Origin of the sequence: Providencia sp. NPDC089933, assembly GCF_049545585.1 — a bacterium.
Lineage (GTDB): Bacteria > Pseudomonadota > Gammaproteobacteria > Enterobacterales > Enterobacteriaceae > Providencia > Providencia huashanensis.
Genome location: NZ_JBMWDT010000012.1, coordinates 1 through 15,326 on the forward strand (window position 1 = coordinate 1; position 15,326 = coordinate 15,326).

Below are 15,326 nucleotides of genomic sequence, written 5' to 3' on the forward strand. Positions count from 1 at the left end.
TTGTTTCTTTTAGATGGTGGGTCGTGCAGGATTCGAACCTGCGACCAATTGATTAAAAGTCAACTGCTCTACCGACTGAGCTAACGACCCATCTAATTTCGTATTTTTAATGCGAGTAACAAATGAAGTGGTGGGCGATAGCGGGCTCGAACCACTGACCCCCTCCTTGTAAGGGAGGTGCTCTACCAACTGAGCTAATCGCCCACTTCATGACTTATTCCACATTTTCATAAATAATTGGTGGGCGATAGCGGGCTCGAACCACTGACCCCCTCCTTGTAAGGGAGGTGCTCTACCAACTGAGCTAATCGCCCAATTATTTATTTTCATCGTCAACGGTGGTGGGCGATAGCGGGCTCGAACCACTGACCCCCTCCTTGTAAGGGAGGTGCTCTACCAACTGAGCTAATCGCCCCGTCGTCGATGGAGGTGCATTATAGGGATACTGAGTTCTGAGTCAACGATTTTTCAATAGATTTTTTTCGTTCGTTGCAAAAATAATCAAGATGTTTCAATATTCGCCATAAAAGCTGCCTTTTTAATCAATTACCTATATATTTCACCCTTATTTTATCGCTCAAAAAAGTGAAAATTGTTTTCCTCCACATTTATTTTTATTTTTATCGGCAAAATAATCATTTTCTTTCCTTCTATTTTGATAACTTGATTGAGGAATCACTACAGGATGATAGAATAGAGTCACATTTTAGCAATGCTTATAAATATCACTAGCCAGAACGTCCTGCACAAACCCTATTTAATGATGTCTTGTTTCAGTTCTTCGATTGGCTAGCGAGCAAATAAGCAATTCAAAAACAATGTTTTGCAATTAAGGCAATCTCGATGAGTAAAATCAAAACCCGTTTTGCACCTAGCCCAACTGGCTATTTACACGTTGGTGGTGCTCGTACTGCTCTGTATTCCTGGTTATTTAGTCGCCACAATCAGGGCGAATTTGTCCTGCGTATTGAAGACACCGACTTAGAACGCTCAACTCAGGAAGCTATCGATGCCATTATGGACGGTATGAACTGGTTGAATTTAAATTGGGATGAGGGTCCTTATTATCAAACTAAGCGTTTCGACCGATACAATGCTGTCATTGACCAAATGTTAGATGCAGGTACTGCATATCGCTGTTACTGCTCAAAAGAGCGTTTAGAAGCGTTACGTGAACAGCAAATGGCAAACAATGAAAAACCTCGCTATGACGGTTGCTGCCGTGATCACGCTCATAACCACACTCCTGATGAACCTCACGTTGTTCGTTTCCGTAACCCACAAGAGGGTTCTGTAATTTTTGATGATAGGATTCGTGGGCCAATTGAATTTAGCAACCAAGAACTCGATGATTTAATCATTCGCCGTACAGATGGTTCACCAACTTATAACTTCTGTGTAGTTATTGATGACTGGGATATGGAAATCACTCACGTGATCCGCGGTGAAGACCATATCAATAACACGCCTCGCCAAATCAACATCCTAAAAGCATTAGGTGCACCAGTTCCAGAATATGCACACGTTTCAATGATTTTAGGTGATGACGGTAAAAAATTATCAAAACGCCATGGTGCAGTAAGTGTTATGCAATATCGTGATGATGGTTATTTACCTCAAGCACTATTAAATTACTTAGTTCGCCTAGGTTGGTCCCATGGGGATCAAGAAATTTTTACTGTTGATGAAATGAAAGAGTATTTTACTCTAGATGCGATCAGCAAATCAGCAAGTGCGTTTAATACAGATAAACTGCTGTGGTTAAACCATCACTATATCAACACACTACCTGCTGAAGAAGTAGCTACTTACCTTGCATGGCATATTGAACAACAAAATATCGACACGAGTACAGGTCCTCAGTTAGTTGATTTAATTAAGCTATTGGGTGAACGTTGCAAGACCCTAAAAGAAATGGCCGAATCTTGTCATTATTTCTATCAAGATTTTGAAGAGTTTGATGCTGATGCGGCGAAAAAACACCTACGCCCTGTCGCTCGTCAACCATTAGAAGTAGTTAAAGACAAACTGGCTGCAATCACCGACTGGAATGCTGAAAATGTCCATAAAGCGATTGAAGCTACCGCTGAGCAACTTGAAGTCGGTATGGGGAAAGTGGGAATGCCTTTACGTGTCGCTGTAACAGGTGCAGGCCAATCACCAGGCCTTGATGTTACTGTTCATGCAATTGGCCAAGCACGCTCTATCGCTCGTATTGACAAAGCACTCTCCTTTATTAGTGAACGCGAAGCAAGCGCACAATAATAAAAACTAAAGTTTAAAAGCTCCATGTTATTTATTAGGCATGGGGCTTTTATTTAGATATGTATTCATGTCATATAAAAAATGACTTAACCCACCCATACCAATCAATTTAATCTAGGTGCTCTACCATTACGCTCAAAGCTCTTAAATAAAAAATTAGCCTAGCGGAAATAAGGAAAAGCAGCCTATCTCATCAAGCGCTTTAAATCATAACTGCAACCTAACCGTGCCAATTAGCCACTTCAATCATTTGAATTAACTGATGTTTGCTTTATATTTAAGCAGTCAGTGTCAAAACACCATTATTTGATTGACACTCCCCCTAGCCTTGAATATCATCCCAACGTCCAAAAGAATTGTATTTGGGGCTATAGCTCAGCTGGGAGAGCGCTTGCATGGCATGCAAGAGGTCAGCGGTTCGATCCCGCTTAGCTCCACCATCTAATTCCCTGTTAGGTGGCATTAATACAACATCAAAATTATTCTATTGGGGCTATAGCTCAGCTGGGAGAGCGCTTGCATGGCATGCAAGAGGTCAGCGGTTCGATCCCGCTTAGCTCCACCAATAATTTCCTCTGATTACTCGTTTCTTCTTACTAACATCGCTTGTTTTTTCATTAATGTCGTAAAACATCAATTTACTTTTTACCTCATTTGCACTCCACTATATTTAATACTTACTACATTATTGTGCTGTATAACCGCCATCAATAGGAATAAATGCGCCTGTCATAAAGCTGCTTTCATCTGATAATAAAAAGGCGACCACATTAGCAATTTCTTCCCTTGTCGCCATCCTACCCATTGGGTGTGTTGAAGACATCCATTCCTGAGTTGCTTGCGGTAACCTCTCAATATTAGGCGTTTGTACATAACCTGGGCCAACAGCATTAATACGAATACCTTTTTGCGCATTCTCTAACGCCACAGAGCGCGTAAGCCCTAACACTGCATGTTTTGCCGCCGTATAAGGTGCAATCCCTGCGATCCCTGTCACCCCATTACAAGCAGATAAATTGACAATCGCTCCGCCTCCACTACGCAAAATACTAGGGATGCTATATTTTAAACCATGGAACGTCCCCGTGATATCTGTTGCAACCACATCATGCCAAGCCTTTAATGGGTAATCCTCTACATTGACACCATGTGGGCCAGTGATACCCGCATTATTCACCAGATAATGCAAAGCACCGTACTGCTGCTCAATTTTTTCAATCGTTGCTTTGAAATCTTGCGCATTTGCAACATCCATTTTGATAGTGCTGATGCGTTGACCCGTTGGATCTATTTCTTTCGCAGCTTGTGTTAATGTAAGCTGATTGCGCCCTGTTATAACAACAGTCGCTCCAAGGGAATGTAATTTCTGAGCAATACCAAAGCCAACGCCTGTTGATGCGCCCGTAATAAGCGCTATTCGGTCGTTAAATTTCCCCATGATGCACCTCAATTATGATTAACCAAAGTTAACTATAAACAATTAACTTTAGTTAATCAATGTATCGTTTTATCTAAAAAGTCAATGTATACTTGAGTGATTGAATATTAAGGAACATTTTTTATGTCAGATGCTCTTGAAGATGCGCTTTCATTATTACAATGTACATTAGTGGCTCGCAGAGCGAGTTTTACCCCCGAGCAAATAACTTGGGGCCAATATGATGTACTAGAAATATTAAGGCTTAAAGGTGATTTGACGCCGAGCCAATTAAGCCAATCCCTTGGACTTTCCCGCCAAAATTTATCGAAATTTCTTCGAGTCCTAAAATCCTATGATTTTGTTGAACAGTATCAATCTGAAGAAGATAAGCGGGAACTGATCACCCACTTAACAAGAAAAGGGCATGATTTCTTACAACGTGCAGCCACTGGCCGTGCTGAAAATGCCTTAAAGGTTAAAACAGTATTAACTCAACAAGAGCAAGAACTGTTTATTAATTTGAGTAAGAAAATTACTGATTCCCTAAGCCACAAATAGCCTTAGCTGCTTAACTGCGTTTAAGTGGCTTCACAAGGCCTTCAAGCCCTTCAATTTTTAACCCTAAGGTCATTTCCATTAATTGCCCTAAACGCCCCGCAGGGAACTCTCCTTTCTTATAGAACCAAAGTAAATATTCCTCTGGCAAATCTATTAGCACACGCCCCTTGTACTTACCAAACGGCATATAGGTATTTGCTATGTCGATGAGATCTTGTTTTTCCATTTGTTCTCTTACATTTTTAGTGTTGTGTCTTTGACTGCGTTTTATCTGTTCTTTTAACAGTTTTCTTTTTTATATGAAAGCAAAACGGCGCTCATTTGAACGCCGTTTTGCCAATTTAACACTTTTTTATTGATTACAAAACTAAGCCAACAACAGCTGCCGATAGGAAGCTCACTAATGTTGAACCGTATAATAGTTTCAAACCAAAGCGTGCTACTGTATTACCTTGTTTTTCATCTAACCCTTTAATTGCACCAGCAATAATACCGATAGATGAAAAGTTAGCAAAAGAGACTAAGAACACCGATAAGATACCGACAGAACGTTCTGATAAGCCACCAGCAATCGCTTGTAATCCATCCATTGCGACAAACTCATTCGTGACCATCTTAACTGCCATGATGCCGCCAACTTGTAAAGCTTCATCCGCAGGAATACCAAGAACCCAAGCAAATGGATAAAACACGTAACCTAACATCGTTTGGAAATCAACGCCGAATACTGCAGAGAAAATACCATTAACCATCGCAATTAGGGCAATAAAACCAATCAACATAGCTGATACTATAATTGCGACTTTAAACCCAGCAAGGATATATTCGCCTAACATTTCAAAAAAGCTTTGCCCTTCATGCAAATTGCTCATTTGGATGTCTTCTTCACCTTCTGGTGGGTACGGGTTAATTAATGATAAAACAACGAAAGTACCAAACATATTAAGCACTAATGCCGCGACCACAAAGCGAGGTTCCAACATGGTCATATAAGCACCAACGATAGACATTGATACAGTAGACATTGCGGTTGCCGCCATGGTGTACATTCTGCGCTCTGACATTCTATTGAGTTGGTCTTTATACGCGATAAAGTTCTCTGACTGCCCTAACAATAATGAGCTTACTGCGTTAAATGACTCTAATTTCCCCATACCGTTCACTTTCGATAATACAGTACCGATAATGCGGATCACGATAGGTAAAATTTTGACGTGTTGTAAAATACCAATTAATGCAGAAATAAAGATGATTGGACACAAGACTTGTAAGAAAAAGAACGCTAAATTGCCCTCAATCATGCCGCCAAAAATAAATTTCGTCCCTTCCGCTGCATAGCCTAGCAAGTGAGTAAACACCCCTGCTACACCCATTACAAAAGATTCGCCGATATTAGATTTTAAGAAAAGGTAAGCCAACGCAATTTGAATAACAAGGAGTTGAATAACATAGCGGGGGCGGATCGCGCTACGGTTACTACTTGCTAAAATTGCAAGAGCAGCAATTACTACTAAGGATAAAACGAAATGCAGGATCGAGGTCATATGCGACTCCAACAAATTTAAGAATCAGTCTATGTGCATATTCTATGTAATAGACAACATTTAAATGAGACGGTGGTCACATTAATATGAAAGCTTACTAGGTGTATTTTGCAAAAAGAAGAAGGCGGTCACGTTTCAACTATGACAAAACCCTGTAATCACTTTTTTTTGCACAGAAATCTTAATGAAAATTTAAGTTAAGGCTTACAACGACCTAAGTATTATTTTGTTGCTTACCACCTTGTAAGCAACAAAATTAGATTGAATATAGTTCACCATTAAATATTCAGCAAACGTATTAACTCATTTTCATCTATAACCTGAATACCCAATTCATTCGCTTTCACTAATTTAGAACCTGCCGCTTCCCCTGCAATCACCATATCCGTTTTCTTAGAAACACTTCCTGCCACCTTTGCACCTAAAGCGACCAGCTTGTCTTTTGCTTCATCGCGGGTTAATACACTCATTGACCCAGTTAATACCACTGTTTTGCCAGCAAATGGACTATCAATTTCAGCACTGTTCACGACCTTCACTTCTGGCCAGTGAATATTAGCCTTAGTAATCAGGTCGTTAATAACGGCTTGGTTATGTTCTTCGCGGAAGAAATTCACGACATGTTTCGCCACCACATGACCGATATCTTGAACAGTTTTCAGTGACTCTTCGTCTGCACACATTACCGCTTCTAATGTTGCATAATGCGCTGCAAGATTAGCCGCAGTAGCTTCTCCAACTTCGCGAATACCTAATGCATAAATAAAACGTGCCAGTGTTGTTTGTTTCGATTTTTCTAGTGCAGTGACTAAGTTTTGAGCTGATTTAGGCCCCATACGGTCTAAACCAGTTAAAATACCTGCACTCAATTGATAAAGGTCAGCTGGCGTTTTGACATATTCTTTTTCAACCAGTTGATCGATAATTTTATCCCCCATGCCATCAACATCCATGGCACGACGAGAAACAAAGTGTTTTAAAGCCTCTTTGCGCTGTGCGCCACAAATCAACCCCCCAGTACAACGCGCTACGGCTTCGCCTTCAATGCGTTCAATATCAGAGCCACAAACAGGGCAATGGGTTGGAAACACGATTTCACGGCTATTAACAGGACGTTTTTCAACCACGACACTGACAATTTGCGGGATCACATCCCCTGCACGGCGGATAATAACGGTATCACCAATGTGGACCCCAAGACGTTCAATTTCATCGGCATTATGTAGCGTCGCATTGCTCACGATCACCCCGGCAACTTGCACAGGTTCAAGACGCGCAACGGGCGTAATAGCCCCAGTACGCCCGACTTGGAACTCAACGTCTTTCAATTGAGTTATTTGTTCCTGAGCTGGAAATTTAAATGCCGTAGCCCAACGTGGCGCTCGTGAAACAAAGCCTAATTCCTCTTGAATAGCAATTGAGTTGACCTTGATAACGACGCCATCGATGTCAAAACCAAGACTTGGTCGAGCTTGTTCTATTTCGCGATAAAAATCTAATACAGCTTGCGAGCCAACACACAATTGAACATAGTCACTAACAGGCAAACCCCACGCTTTAAACTGCATCAAACGCCCATAATGGGTATCAGGTAATGTTTCTCCCTCAACAACCCCAACACCATAGCAATAGAAAGTTAATGGCCTTTTCGCTGTAATGCGTGGGTCAAGTTGACGTAAAGAGCCCGCTGCGGCATTACGCGGATTTGCGAATACTTTGCCATCTGTCCTACGCGCTTCTTCATTCAGTGCTTCAAACCCTTTTTGTGGCATAAAGACTTCACCACGGATCTCCACTCGATCTGGGATATTATCCCCAGTCAAACGCAAGGGGATAGCTCGGATGGTCCGTACGTTGGCAGTAATATTTTCACCAACCGTCCCATCTCCACGCGTCGCAGCCTGTACTAGCTCACCATTTTCATACAATAAACTAACTGCTAGCCCATCAAGCTTTAATTCGCAACAGAATGTAAGCTCTTCATGGTTTTTTAAGCGGTCTCTAACACGTTTATCAAAAGCTAAATAACTCGCTTCATCAAAAACATTATCTAATGACAGCATTGGAATTTCATGGCGAACCGTTTCAAACGCCGATAAAGGCGCAGCACCAACCCGCTGAGTTGGCGAATCACTCGTAATAAGCTCTGGATGCGCCTCTTCTATACTTTTCAGACGTTGCATAAGTTTATCGTATTCAACATCTGGAATTTCGGGTGCGTCTAATACATGGTACTGATATTCATGATGACGTAACTGTTTTTTTAATTGGTCTATTTCTTGCTTGGTAGTCATGATCACACTCATTAAAGATAAAAAACCCCCAGTTAAGGGGGCCTTTATAAAACGATTATTTAGTTTAACGTGCTTCTGATCCGCGCGTGGTACACCTCTATTTTTTGAGGTGTGAGCATCTTGCGCTCATCATCAAGCACAACACCACCCGCATCGGATGCGATACGCTGAGCGGCTTGTAACATCAATTTGAAATTCTGCCCTGCATCACCATAAGATGGCACCATCATAAACATGGAAACACCCGGAGTTGTGAAATCAGACATCGTTTCAGGATCAAAGGAACCTGGTTTAACCATATTGGCTAAACTAAATAATACAGGCCCAGTACCCGACGGGTTGACATGACGGTGGAATATTTTCATTTCACCAAACTGGAACCCTGCTTGAAGGATGCTTTGCAATAATACTTCACCTTGTAGCTCTTGCCCATGATGAGCTGCTACATGAAGTACCAAAACTGTCTCCTTGCTATTTGTTGTAGCAGAATCTTCCTGCGGCTCAGCTTTCGTTTCAGTGTTCGCCGTTGTTTGTTCATGTTGTATCGACTGTGGCTCTTCTTTCAGGTTATTTGAATCAATGTGTGGCTCAATCGCAGTAGGCCGCACAGGTTGGGTGCTAACTTGTGGCTCAGTAACTGACTCATCATTCATATTGATAGTCAATTGCTCTGGAGCATGAGAGGGTTCAGTGCGTACAGCCACCACAGGTTCTTCATTAGCCAGATGTTCAGAAGCCGCCGCCAATTTAGGTTCAGGCTCAACCGGAGCTACTGGCCGTATGTTTGGCTCAACTTGAGATTCATTTTTTGCTGAATCAAGTGGGTCTGCTACTGCGGGTTGAATCGCCCCCTGCTGAGTGGGTTTGTCCTCAGTAAATAATACAGAATCATCATACTCAGATGATTTATCCTGCGTTTCGCTTTTTCGACGTTTTACCGGTCTGTCGCGAAATAACGTTGACCGCTCTTTACGGCTGGTCCATAAACCATGCAGTAATAAAGCGACAATGGCTATCGCACCTACGACCACTAATATCAGACGCAAATCCTGCATCGCTGTTATCTCTAGTTGATGAATGATTATGCCAACACGGCGGAAACTACCTTAAGATTATTTCTCAATTGCTCTAAGTGCAACCCTCAGAACGATTTTCTTACAAGAAAGAGAATATTCCGCTTTCGTTTGCTGCTTTTTTAAGCAAATAATGGCTAGTCAGCCTAGTTTCATACCTATATGATACATAGTCAACCGAAAAGGAGAGAACAAGAAGTATGACCCAATCGACATTTTCGCCACAAAAAGACCATTCTGGCTTTTATTATTTTACACAAGGGTGGCGACTAGTTACACGTCCTGGTATTAAACGCTTTGTCATTTTGCCCTTATTAGCAAATATTATTTTCTTAGGAGGTGCTTTTTGGTGGTTATACACTAAGCTTGGCGGCTGGATAGACCAAGTGATGAGTTATATTCCGAGTTGGCTACAATGGCTTGATTATGTGTTTTTTCCATTAGCGGTGATTTCTATCTTATTAGTTTTTACCTATTTTTTCAGTACCATTGCAAATATTATTGCAGCCCCATTTAATGGTTGGTTATCTGAAAAACTAGAAGCCGAACTGACAGGGAAACCCGCTCCTGACACAGGAATGGCGGAACTACTAAAAGATGTTCCACGCATGATAAAACGTGAGTTTGTGCGTATTGGTTATTATTTACCCCGCGCACTTGGTTTATTGATTTTATTTTTTATTCCGGGTATTGGCCAAACCATAGCACCTGTTTTGTGGTTCCTATTTGGGGCTTGGATGATGTCAATTCAATATTGTGATTACCCATTTGATAACCATCGCGTTGGCTTTAGTGAAATGAAACAAGCGCTTGCGAAAGAACGCATGAGAAATATTCAATTTGGTGGCGTCATCAGTTTACTCATGATGCTACCTTTCGTAAATTTAGTCATCATGCCTGTTGCTGTCTGCGGCGCGACACTCATGTGGGTTGATAGGTATCGCGGACGTTACGCCCGTTACTAAGTATTTTCTAACCGATAAGCGCAGGCTTCATCGCCTGCGCATGCCAACACACACATTCACACCATCAATTTTTTGCTTTAATTTCATTCTTAGAACAATTAGATCTAAAATAGCATTTTGTTATAAGCTTATATTCAAATCATATTTGCATTAATTTGTTGTTCACGTATGTTGAATTCATATTATTTTTTGTCTTGACTGAGTGACACAGTTTTACTCGCTAACCGATTTTTAAGGATATCCCATGAGCAAAATCTATGAAGATAATTCGTTGACCATTGGACACACTCCTCTTGTGCGTTTAAAGCATTTTGGTAATGGTAATATTTTAGCAAAAGTGGAATCACGCAACCCAAGTTTCAGTGTAAAGTGCCGTATTGGCGCTAACATGATTTGGGATGCGGAGAAAAAAGGTATCCTAAATAAAGATAAAGAGTTAGTGGAACCAACGAGTGGTAATACTGGGATTGCTCTTGCTTATGTTGCCGCGGCTAGGGGGTATAAATTGACCCTTACAATGCCAGAAACCATGAGTATCGAGCGCCGTAAATTGCTCAAAGCCTTAGGGGCTAACCTTGTCCTTACTGAGGGTGCAAAAGGCATGAAAGGCGCCATTGCTAAAGCTGAAGAAATTGTCAATAGTAACCCTAAAAAGTACCTTTTACTTCAGCAATTTAACAACCCTGCCAACCCTGAAATTCACGAAAAAACAACCGGCCCTGAAATTTGGGAAGATACCGACGGTAATGTTGATGTCATCGTTGCGGGCGTCGGAACAGGCGGTACTATCACAGGGATTGCAAAGTATCTAAAAAATACCAAAGGCAAAGAAGTTACCATCGTTGCTGTTGAGCCTGAAACTTCCCCAGTTATCACCCAAGCATTGGCAGGTGAAGAAATTAAGCCAGGGCCTCATAAAATTCAAGGTATTGGTGCTGGTTTCATCCCCGGTAACTTAGACCTAAAACTACTCGATAAAGTCATTCAAATCAGTGATGATGAGGCAGTTAAAACAGCCCGTGAATTAATGGAAAAAGAAGGTATCCTTGCGGGTATTTCATCAGGCGCTGCCATCGCAGCCGCAACAAAAATTGCTGCAGACCCTGCATATAAAGGCAAAAATATAGTCGTAATTTTACCTTCATCAGGTGAGCGTTATTTATCAACTGTTCTGTTTGCTGACATTTCTGCTGACTAACATAATTTCGTTGCAAATTCGTTAAAAAAGCACCTTAAAGGTGCTTTTTTTGTGGTGCAGATCAAAGTTTAGCACGGAGGGAGATGATTTCTAATTCGGGGTTTAGTATTAAACATAGTAATTATTTTGCACCTCGAAATTAATCACTTTTTAGTCACCTCCACCGCAAACATCTGGTAGTTGCAAAGTGGCTAAAAAAACATAACTTCAGAGGCAAAAACTGAAAAAGGGTTGATACCGCACAAAGTAGGAAACCTTTTTGCAAGTTAATAATCTAACTATACGCAAACCTAGTCTATTTCATCTACAATAGGCTGGGTAATTAAAAAACTAAAGTTATTGAGGAAATACTATGTTCCAGCAAGAAGTCACTATTACGGCACCAAATGGTCTACATACTCGTCCTGCAGCTCAATTTGTGAAAGAAGCAAAAGCATTCTCTTCTGATATTTCTTTGATTTCTGGCGGCAAATCCGCTAGCGCAAAAAGCCTGTTCAAATTACAAACTTTGGGTTTAACTCAAGGTACAGTGGTCACCATTTCCGCTGAAGGTGAAGATGAGAAAGAAGCCGTTGAACATTTAGTTAAACTGATGGGCGAATTAGAATAATTTCGCACGCAAGAGAAACGCCTTACCGATCTCATTCGCTGTCCCTGAATGATATCATTCGGGGATATTTATATAATCGGTATAACCATAGCGGTCTCTGCAATATCAGAACTCCTAGCACTAGCAGCAGTAAGGTAATATTATGATTTCAGGAATTTTAGTATCCCCGGGTTTTGCTTTTGGTCAGGCTTTAATCCTCAAAGAAGATCCTATCGTTGTTAGCACAAAAAAGATTGCTGACGATCAGGCAGATAAAGAAATTGCACGCTTTATTGAGGGTCGTAACAAATCAGCCGAACAACTCACTTTAATTAAAGAGAAAGCCGAAAAAAATCTTGGAGCCGAAAAAGCTGAGATTTTTGAAGGTCATATTATGCTGCTAGAAGATGAAGAGCTTGAACAAGAAATAATCTCTTTGATTAAAGGCGACAAAAAAACGGCTGATGCTGCCGCCTATTCCGTTATTGAAGACCAAGCCCAAGCACTTGAGTCCCTAGATGATGAGTATCTGAAAGAACGTGCTGCCGATGTACGCGATATCGGTAAGCGCCTACTAAAAAATATTTTAAATATTCCAATTGTTGATTTAAGCGCTATCGACAAAGAAGTGATTTTGGTTGCTGCTGATTTAACGCCTTCCGAAACCGCACAACTGAACTTAGATAAAGTTCTGGGTTTTATCACCGATTTAGGTGGTCGTACATCACACACCTCAATTATGGCTCGTTCTCTTGAGTTGCCTGCTATTGTCGGCACGAGTGATGCAACCAGTAAAATTAAAAATGGTGATTTTATCGTATTAGATGGTGTAAATAACACTATCTACTTAAACCCATCAGAAGCTGAAGTTGATAAGTTAAAAGCTTTCCGTGATGAATATCTGCAAGAAAAAGAAGAGCTCGCAAAATTAAAAGATTTGCCAGCAATCACACTTGATGGACATCAAGTTGAAGTCTGTGCAAATATTGGTACTGTACGTGATGTCGCAGGGGCTGAACGTAATGGTGCAGAAGGTGTTGGCCTCTATCGTACCGAATTTTTATTTATGGATAGGGATTCATTCCCAAGCGAAGAAGAACAATTCCAAGCATATAAAGCCGTTGCAGAGTCAATGGGCAGCCAAGCTGTTATTGTTCGTACAATGGATATTGGTGGTGATAAAGACCTGCCGTATATGAATTTGCCAAAAGAAGAAAACCCTTTCCTTGGTTGGCGTGCAATTCGTATTTGTCTTGACCGCAAAGAAATTCTACACTCACAATTAAGAGCTATTTTAAGAGCGTCTAAATTTGGTAAACTGCGTATTATGTTCCCAATGGTCATTTCCGTTGAAGAAGTTCGTGAACTAAAAGCAGAACTTGAGATACTAAAAGCTCAATTACGCGAAGAAGGCAAAGCCTTTGATGAAGCAATTGAAGTTGGTGTTATGGTGGAAACACCAGCAGCAGCAGTTATTGCTCGTCATTTGGCAAAAGAAGTTGATTTCTTTAGTATTGGGACGAACGATCTAACTCAATACACTTTAGCGGTTGACCGTGGTAATGAACTGATTTCTCATCTTTACAACCCAATGTCACCAGCTGTCCTAAACTTAATTAAGCAAGTGATTGATGCATCACATGCAGAAGGTAAATGGACAGGGATGTGCGGGGAACTCGCAGGAGATGAGCGTGCAACCTTATTGCTACTTGGCATGGGGCTGGATGAATTTAGTATGAGCGCAATATCAATTCCACGTATCAAAAAATTAATTCGCAATGCGAACTTTGTTGATACTCAGGCTCTGGCTGAACAAGCACTTGCTCAACCAACAGCAGATGAATTGATGAAACTTGTAGATACCTTTATCCAAGAAAAAACGTTATGCTAGGAACAGCACATTAGTTCGGTCCCATATAAAACGATTAGGAGAAGGTCCATGGGTCTGTTTGACAAACTGAAATCACTCGTTTCGGAAGACAAAAGTAGCAGTGGTAGTATTGAAATTATCGCCCCTTTATCTGGTGAGATTGTCAATATTGAAGATGTTCCAGATGTTGTATTCGCAGAAAAGATTGTTGGTGATGGTATTGCGATTAAACCAGCAGGGAATAAAATTGTCGCTCCTGTAGATGGTACAATTGGTAAAATCTTTGAAACTAACCATGCATTTTCTATTGAATCAGATGATGGTATAGAGCTATTTGTTCACTTCGGAATTGATACAGTTGAACTCAAAGGCGAAGGTTTCAAACGTATCGCTGAAGAAGGCCAAACCGTCAAGAAAGGTGATTTAATCATCGAATTCGATTTAGCACTGCTAGAAGAAAAAGCCAAATCGGTTCTCACTCCTGTTGTTATTTCTAACATGGATGAAATTAAAGAACTGAATAAACTAACGGGTTCAGTGACCGTTGGTGAAACAGTTATCATGCGTATAAAGAAATAGCCTAGCTATCCGCTCTATTCGCTAGACAAAGCCGTCAGGCCCTTGCCTGATGGCTTTACTCGTTCTTAGCCTGAGTTAACCTTACTGGTTAAATACCCCAGTCGATAAATAACGGTCTCCTCGGTCACAAATTACCGCAACAATCACCGCACCTGGGTTCTCTTTTGCTACTTTTAAAGCCCCTGCTACTGCTCCACCAGAACTGACACCACAGAATATCCCCTCAATTTTTGCCAAAGCCCTCATGGTTTCTTCGGCTTCTTGTTGGTTGATATCTAATACACTGTCAACTAATGAATCATCAAAAATACCGGGAAGATACCCCGGCGACCAACGTCTGATCCCTGGGATTTGGCTTTTTTCTGCGGGCTGCAACCCAACAATCTGTACATCGGTTGATTGGGATTTTAAATAACGGCTGACCCCTGTGATAGTCCCTGTTGTTCCCATGCTAGAGACAAAATGGGTGACCCTCCCCTGTGTCTGCCGCCAAATTTCTGGGCCGGTTGTTTTAAAATGAGCTAATGGGTTATCTGGGTTATTAAATTGGTCTAATACAGTCCCTTCCCCCCTGAGCGCCATTTCTTTAGCGAGATCTCGAGCACCTTCCATTCCCACTGCGGTACTCACTAAAATAAGCTCCGCACCATACGCTTGCATAGATGCTTGGCGCTCTTTACTCATGTTATCTGGCATCAGTAATTTTAGTTTATAGCCTTTTAGTGCAGCTATCATCGCTAGTGCTATCCCTGTATTGCCGCTCGTCGCTTCAATAAGCGTATCCCCAGGTTTAATTTCCCCTCGTTCTTCAGCTTCTTTGATCATCGAATAGGCAGCCCTATCTTTCACTGAACCCGCAGGGTTATTACCTTCTAGCTTAACCCAAATTTCAGCATTAACCCCTTGAACCAAGCGCTGAAGTTTTACTAAAGGTGTATTACCGATAAACTGTTCCAGAGTTGACACTTTAC

Annotated in this window: 13 protein-coding genes and 6 tRNA genes; 9 read left to right on the forward strand and 10 right to left on the reverse strand. The window is 41.3% G+C overall.

The features are described from left to right. Positions 1-14: 14 nt before the first annotated feature. The 4 genes from ACPEH5_RS16275 to ACPEH5_RS16290 all read right to left on the reverse strand — a co-directional run bounded on the left by ACPEH5_RS16275 (position 15) and on the right by ACPEH5_RS16290 (position 415). Positions 15-90: transfer RNA gene (locus ACPEH5_RS16275), tRNA-Lys, on the reverse strand. Between the two features lie 38 nt (positions 91-128). After that, positions 129-204: transfer RNA gene (locus ACPEH5_RS16280), tRNA-Val, on the reverse strand. A gap of 34 nt (positions 205-238) precedes the next feature. Next, positions 239-314 (reverse strand) — tRNA-Val (locus tag ACPEH5_RS16285). Between the two features lie 25 nt (positions 315-339). After that, positions 340-415: transfer RNA gene (locus tag ACPEH5_RS16290), tRNA-Val, on the reverse strand. A gap of 428 nt (positions 416-843) precedes the next feature. Here ACPEH5_RS16290 and gltX point away from each other — a divergent pair. The 3 genes from gltX to ACPEH5_RS16305 all read left to right on the forward strand — a co-directional run bounded on the left by gltX (position 844) and on the right by ACPEH5_RS16305 (position 2,830). Then, on the forward strand, positions 844-2,265 hold the full coding sequence (gene gltX / locus ACPEH5_RS16295) for a glutamate--tRNA ligase (RefSeq protein ID WP_042844589.1): 1,422 nt from the start codon (positions 844-846) through the stop codon (positions 2,263-2,265). Positions 2,266-2,629: 364 nt separating this feature from the next. Then, positions 2,630-2,705 (forward strand) — tRNA-Ala (locus ACPEH5_RS16300). A gap of 49 nt (positions 2,706-2,754) precedes the next feature. Beyond that, positions 2,755-2,830, forward strand: a tRNA-Ala gene (locus ACPEH5_RS16305). 120 nt (positions 2,831-2,950) lie between these two features. Here ACPEH5_RS16305 and ACPEH5_RS16310 read toward each other — a convergent pair. Continuing rightward, positions 2,951-3,703: an SDR family NAD(P)-dependent oxidoreductase gene (locus tag ACPEH5_RS16310; protein ID WP_129466120.1), complete on the reverse strand. Its 753-nt coding sequence runs from the start codon at positions 3,701-3,703 to the stop codon at positions 2,951-2,953. Positions 3,704-3,826: 123 nt separating this feature from the next. Between ACPEH5_RS16310 and ACPEH5_RS16315 the strand changes: the two genes are divergently transcribed. Then, on the forward strand, positions 3,827-4,243 hold the full coding sequence (locus ACPEH5_RS16315) for a MarR family winged helix-turn-helix transcriptional regulator (RefSeq protein WP_042844593.1): 417 nt from the start codon (positions 3,827-3,829) through the stop codon (positions 4,241-4,243). Positions 4,244-4,253: 10 nt separating this feature from the next. Here the strand turns inward: ACPEH5_RS16315 and ACPEH5_RS16320 are convergent, their stop codons facing one another. From ACPEH5_RS16320 to zipA, 4 genes are all read right to left on the reverse strand, one after another. Next, on the reverse strand, positions 4,254-4,469 hold the full coding sequence (locus ACPEH5_RS16320) for a DUF3820 family protein (protein WP_042844595.1): 216 nt from the start codon (positions 4,467-4,469) through the stop codon (positions 4,254-4,256). 133 nt (positions 4,470-4,602) lie between these two features. Continuing rightward, positions 4,603-5,787, reverse strand: a complete 1,185-nt coding sequence (locus ACPEH5_RS16325; RefSeq protein WP_042844596.1) for a NupC/NupG family nucleoside CNT transporter — start codon at positions 5,785-5,787, stop codon at positions 4,603-4,605. A 278-nt stretch (positions 5,788-6,065) separates the two neighbouring features. Continuing rightward, a complete protein-coding gene (ligA, locus tag ACPEH5_RS16330) occupies positions 6,066-8,081 on the reverse strand; it encodes an NAD-dependent DNA ligase LigA (RefSeq protein WP_048607826.1) in 2,016 nt (671 codons plus the stop codon). 59 nt (positions 8,082-8,140) lie between these two features. After that, complete coding sequence (zipA, locus tag ACPEH5_RS16335) at positions 8,141-9,136, reverse strand: cell division protein ZipA (protein ID WP_048607828.1); 996 nt, start codon at positions 9,134-9,136, stop codon at positions 8,141-8,143. Between the two features lie 218 nt (positions 9,137-9,354). On the opposite strand from zipA, the gene cysZ reads away from it, so the two are divergent. The 5 genes from cysZ (at position 9,355) to crr (ending at position 14,355) form a co-directional block, all read left to right on the forward strand. Next, positions 9,355-10,119, forward strand: a complete 765-nt coding sequence (gene cysZ / locus ACPEH5_RS16340; protein ID WP_042844599.1) for a sulfate transporter CysZ — start codon at positions 9,355-9,357, stop codon at positions 10,117-10,119. Between the two features lie 244 nt (positions 10,120-10,363). Beyond that, the gene (gene cysK, locus ACPEH5_RS16345) at positions 10,364-11,317 is read left to right on the forward strand and encodes a cysteine synthase A (protein WP_281111133.1); all 954 of its coding nucleotides are present in this window, start codon (positions 10,364-10,366) and stop codon (positions 11,315-11,317) included. A 352-nt stretch (positions 11,318-11,669) separates the two neighbouring features. Next, complete coding sequence (ptsH, locus tag ACPEH5_RS16350; RefSeq protein WP_004264876.1) at positions 11,670-11,927, forward strand: phosphocarrier protein Hpr; 258 nt, start codon at positions 11,670-11,672, stop codon at positions 11,925-11,927. 142 nt (positions 11,928-12,069) lie between these two features. After that, positions 12,070-13,797 (forward strand): phosphoenolpyruvate-protein phosphotransferase PtsI, encoded by a 1,728-nt coding sequence (gene ptsI / locus ACPEH5_RS16355; protein WP_042844601.1) that lies wholly within the window; start codon positions 12,070-12,072, stop codon positions 13,795-13,797. Positions 13,798-13,845: 48 nt separating this feature from the next. Continuing rightward, positions 13,846-14,355 (forward strand): PTS glucose transporter subunit IIA, encoded by a 510-nt coding sequence (gene crr, locus ACPEH5_RS16360; protein WP_004264878.1) that lies wholly within the window; start codon positions 13,846-13,848, stop codon positions 14,353-14,355. 81 nt (positions 14,356-14,436) lie between these two features. Here the strand turns inward: crr and cysM are convergent, their stop codons facing one another. Further along, positions 14,437-15,321: a cysteine synthase CysM gene (gene cysM, locus ACPEH5_RS16365; protein ID WP_042844602.1), complete on the reverse strand. Its 885-nt coding sequence runs from the start codon at positions 15,319-15,321 to the stop codon at positions 14,437-14,439. Positions 15,322-15,326: the final 5 nt, after the last annotated feature.

Excerpts from the sequence above, each read along its gene's own strand:
- ACPEH5_RS16315 (WP_042844593.1), top strand. The coding sequence starts at position 3,827 with ATGTCAGATGCTCTTGAAGATGCGCTTTCATTATTACAATGTACATTA.
- gltX (WP_042844589.1), top strand. The coding sequence starts at position 844 with ATGAGTAAAATCAAAACCCGTTTTGCACCTAGCCCAACTGGCTATTTA.
- cysZ (WP_042844599.1), top strand. The coding sequence starts at position 9,355 with ATGACCCAATCGACATTTTCGCCACAAAAAGACCATTCTGGCTTTTAT.
- ACPEH5_RS16320 (WP_042844595.1), bottom strand. The coding sequence starts at position 4,469 with ATGGAAAAACAAGATCTCATCGACATAGCAAATACCTATATGCCGTTT.
- crr (WP_004264878.1), top strand. The coding sequence starts at position 13,846 with ATGGGTCTGTTTGACAAACTGAAATCACTCGTTTCGGAAGACAAAAGT.
- ligA (WP_048607826.1), bottom strand. The coding sequence starts at position 8,081 with ATGACTACCAAGCAAGAAATAGACCAATTAAAAAAACAGTTACGTCAT.
- zipA (WP_048607828.1), bottom strand. The coding sequence starts at position 9,136 with ATGCAGGATTTGCGTCTGATATTAGTGGTCGTAGGTGCGATAGCCATT.
- cysK (WP_281111133.1), top strand. The coding sequence starts at position 10,364 with ATGAGCAAAATCTATGAAGATAATTCGTTGACCATTGGACACACTCCT.
- ptsH (WP_004264876.1), top strand. The coding sequence starts at position 11,670 with ATGTTCCAGCAAGAAGTCACTATTACGGCACCAAATGGTCTACATACT.
- ACPEH5_RS16325 (WP_042844596.1), bottom strand. The coding sequence starts at position 5,787 with ATGACCTCGATCCTGCATTTCGTTTTATCCTTAGTAGTAATTGCTGCT.
- ACPEH5_RS16310 (WP_129466120.1), bottom strand. The coding sequence starts at position 3,703 with ATGGGGAAATTTAACGACCGAATAGCGCTTATTACGGGCGCATCAACA.
- ptsI (WP_042844601.1), top strand. The coding sequence starts at position 12,070 with ATGATTTCAGGAATTTTAGTATCCCCGGGTTTTGCTTTTGGTCAGGCT.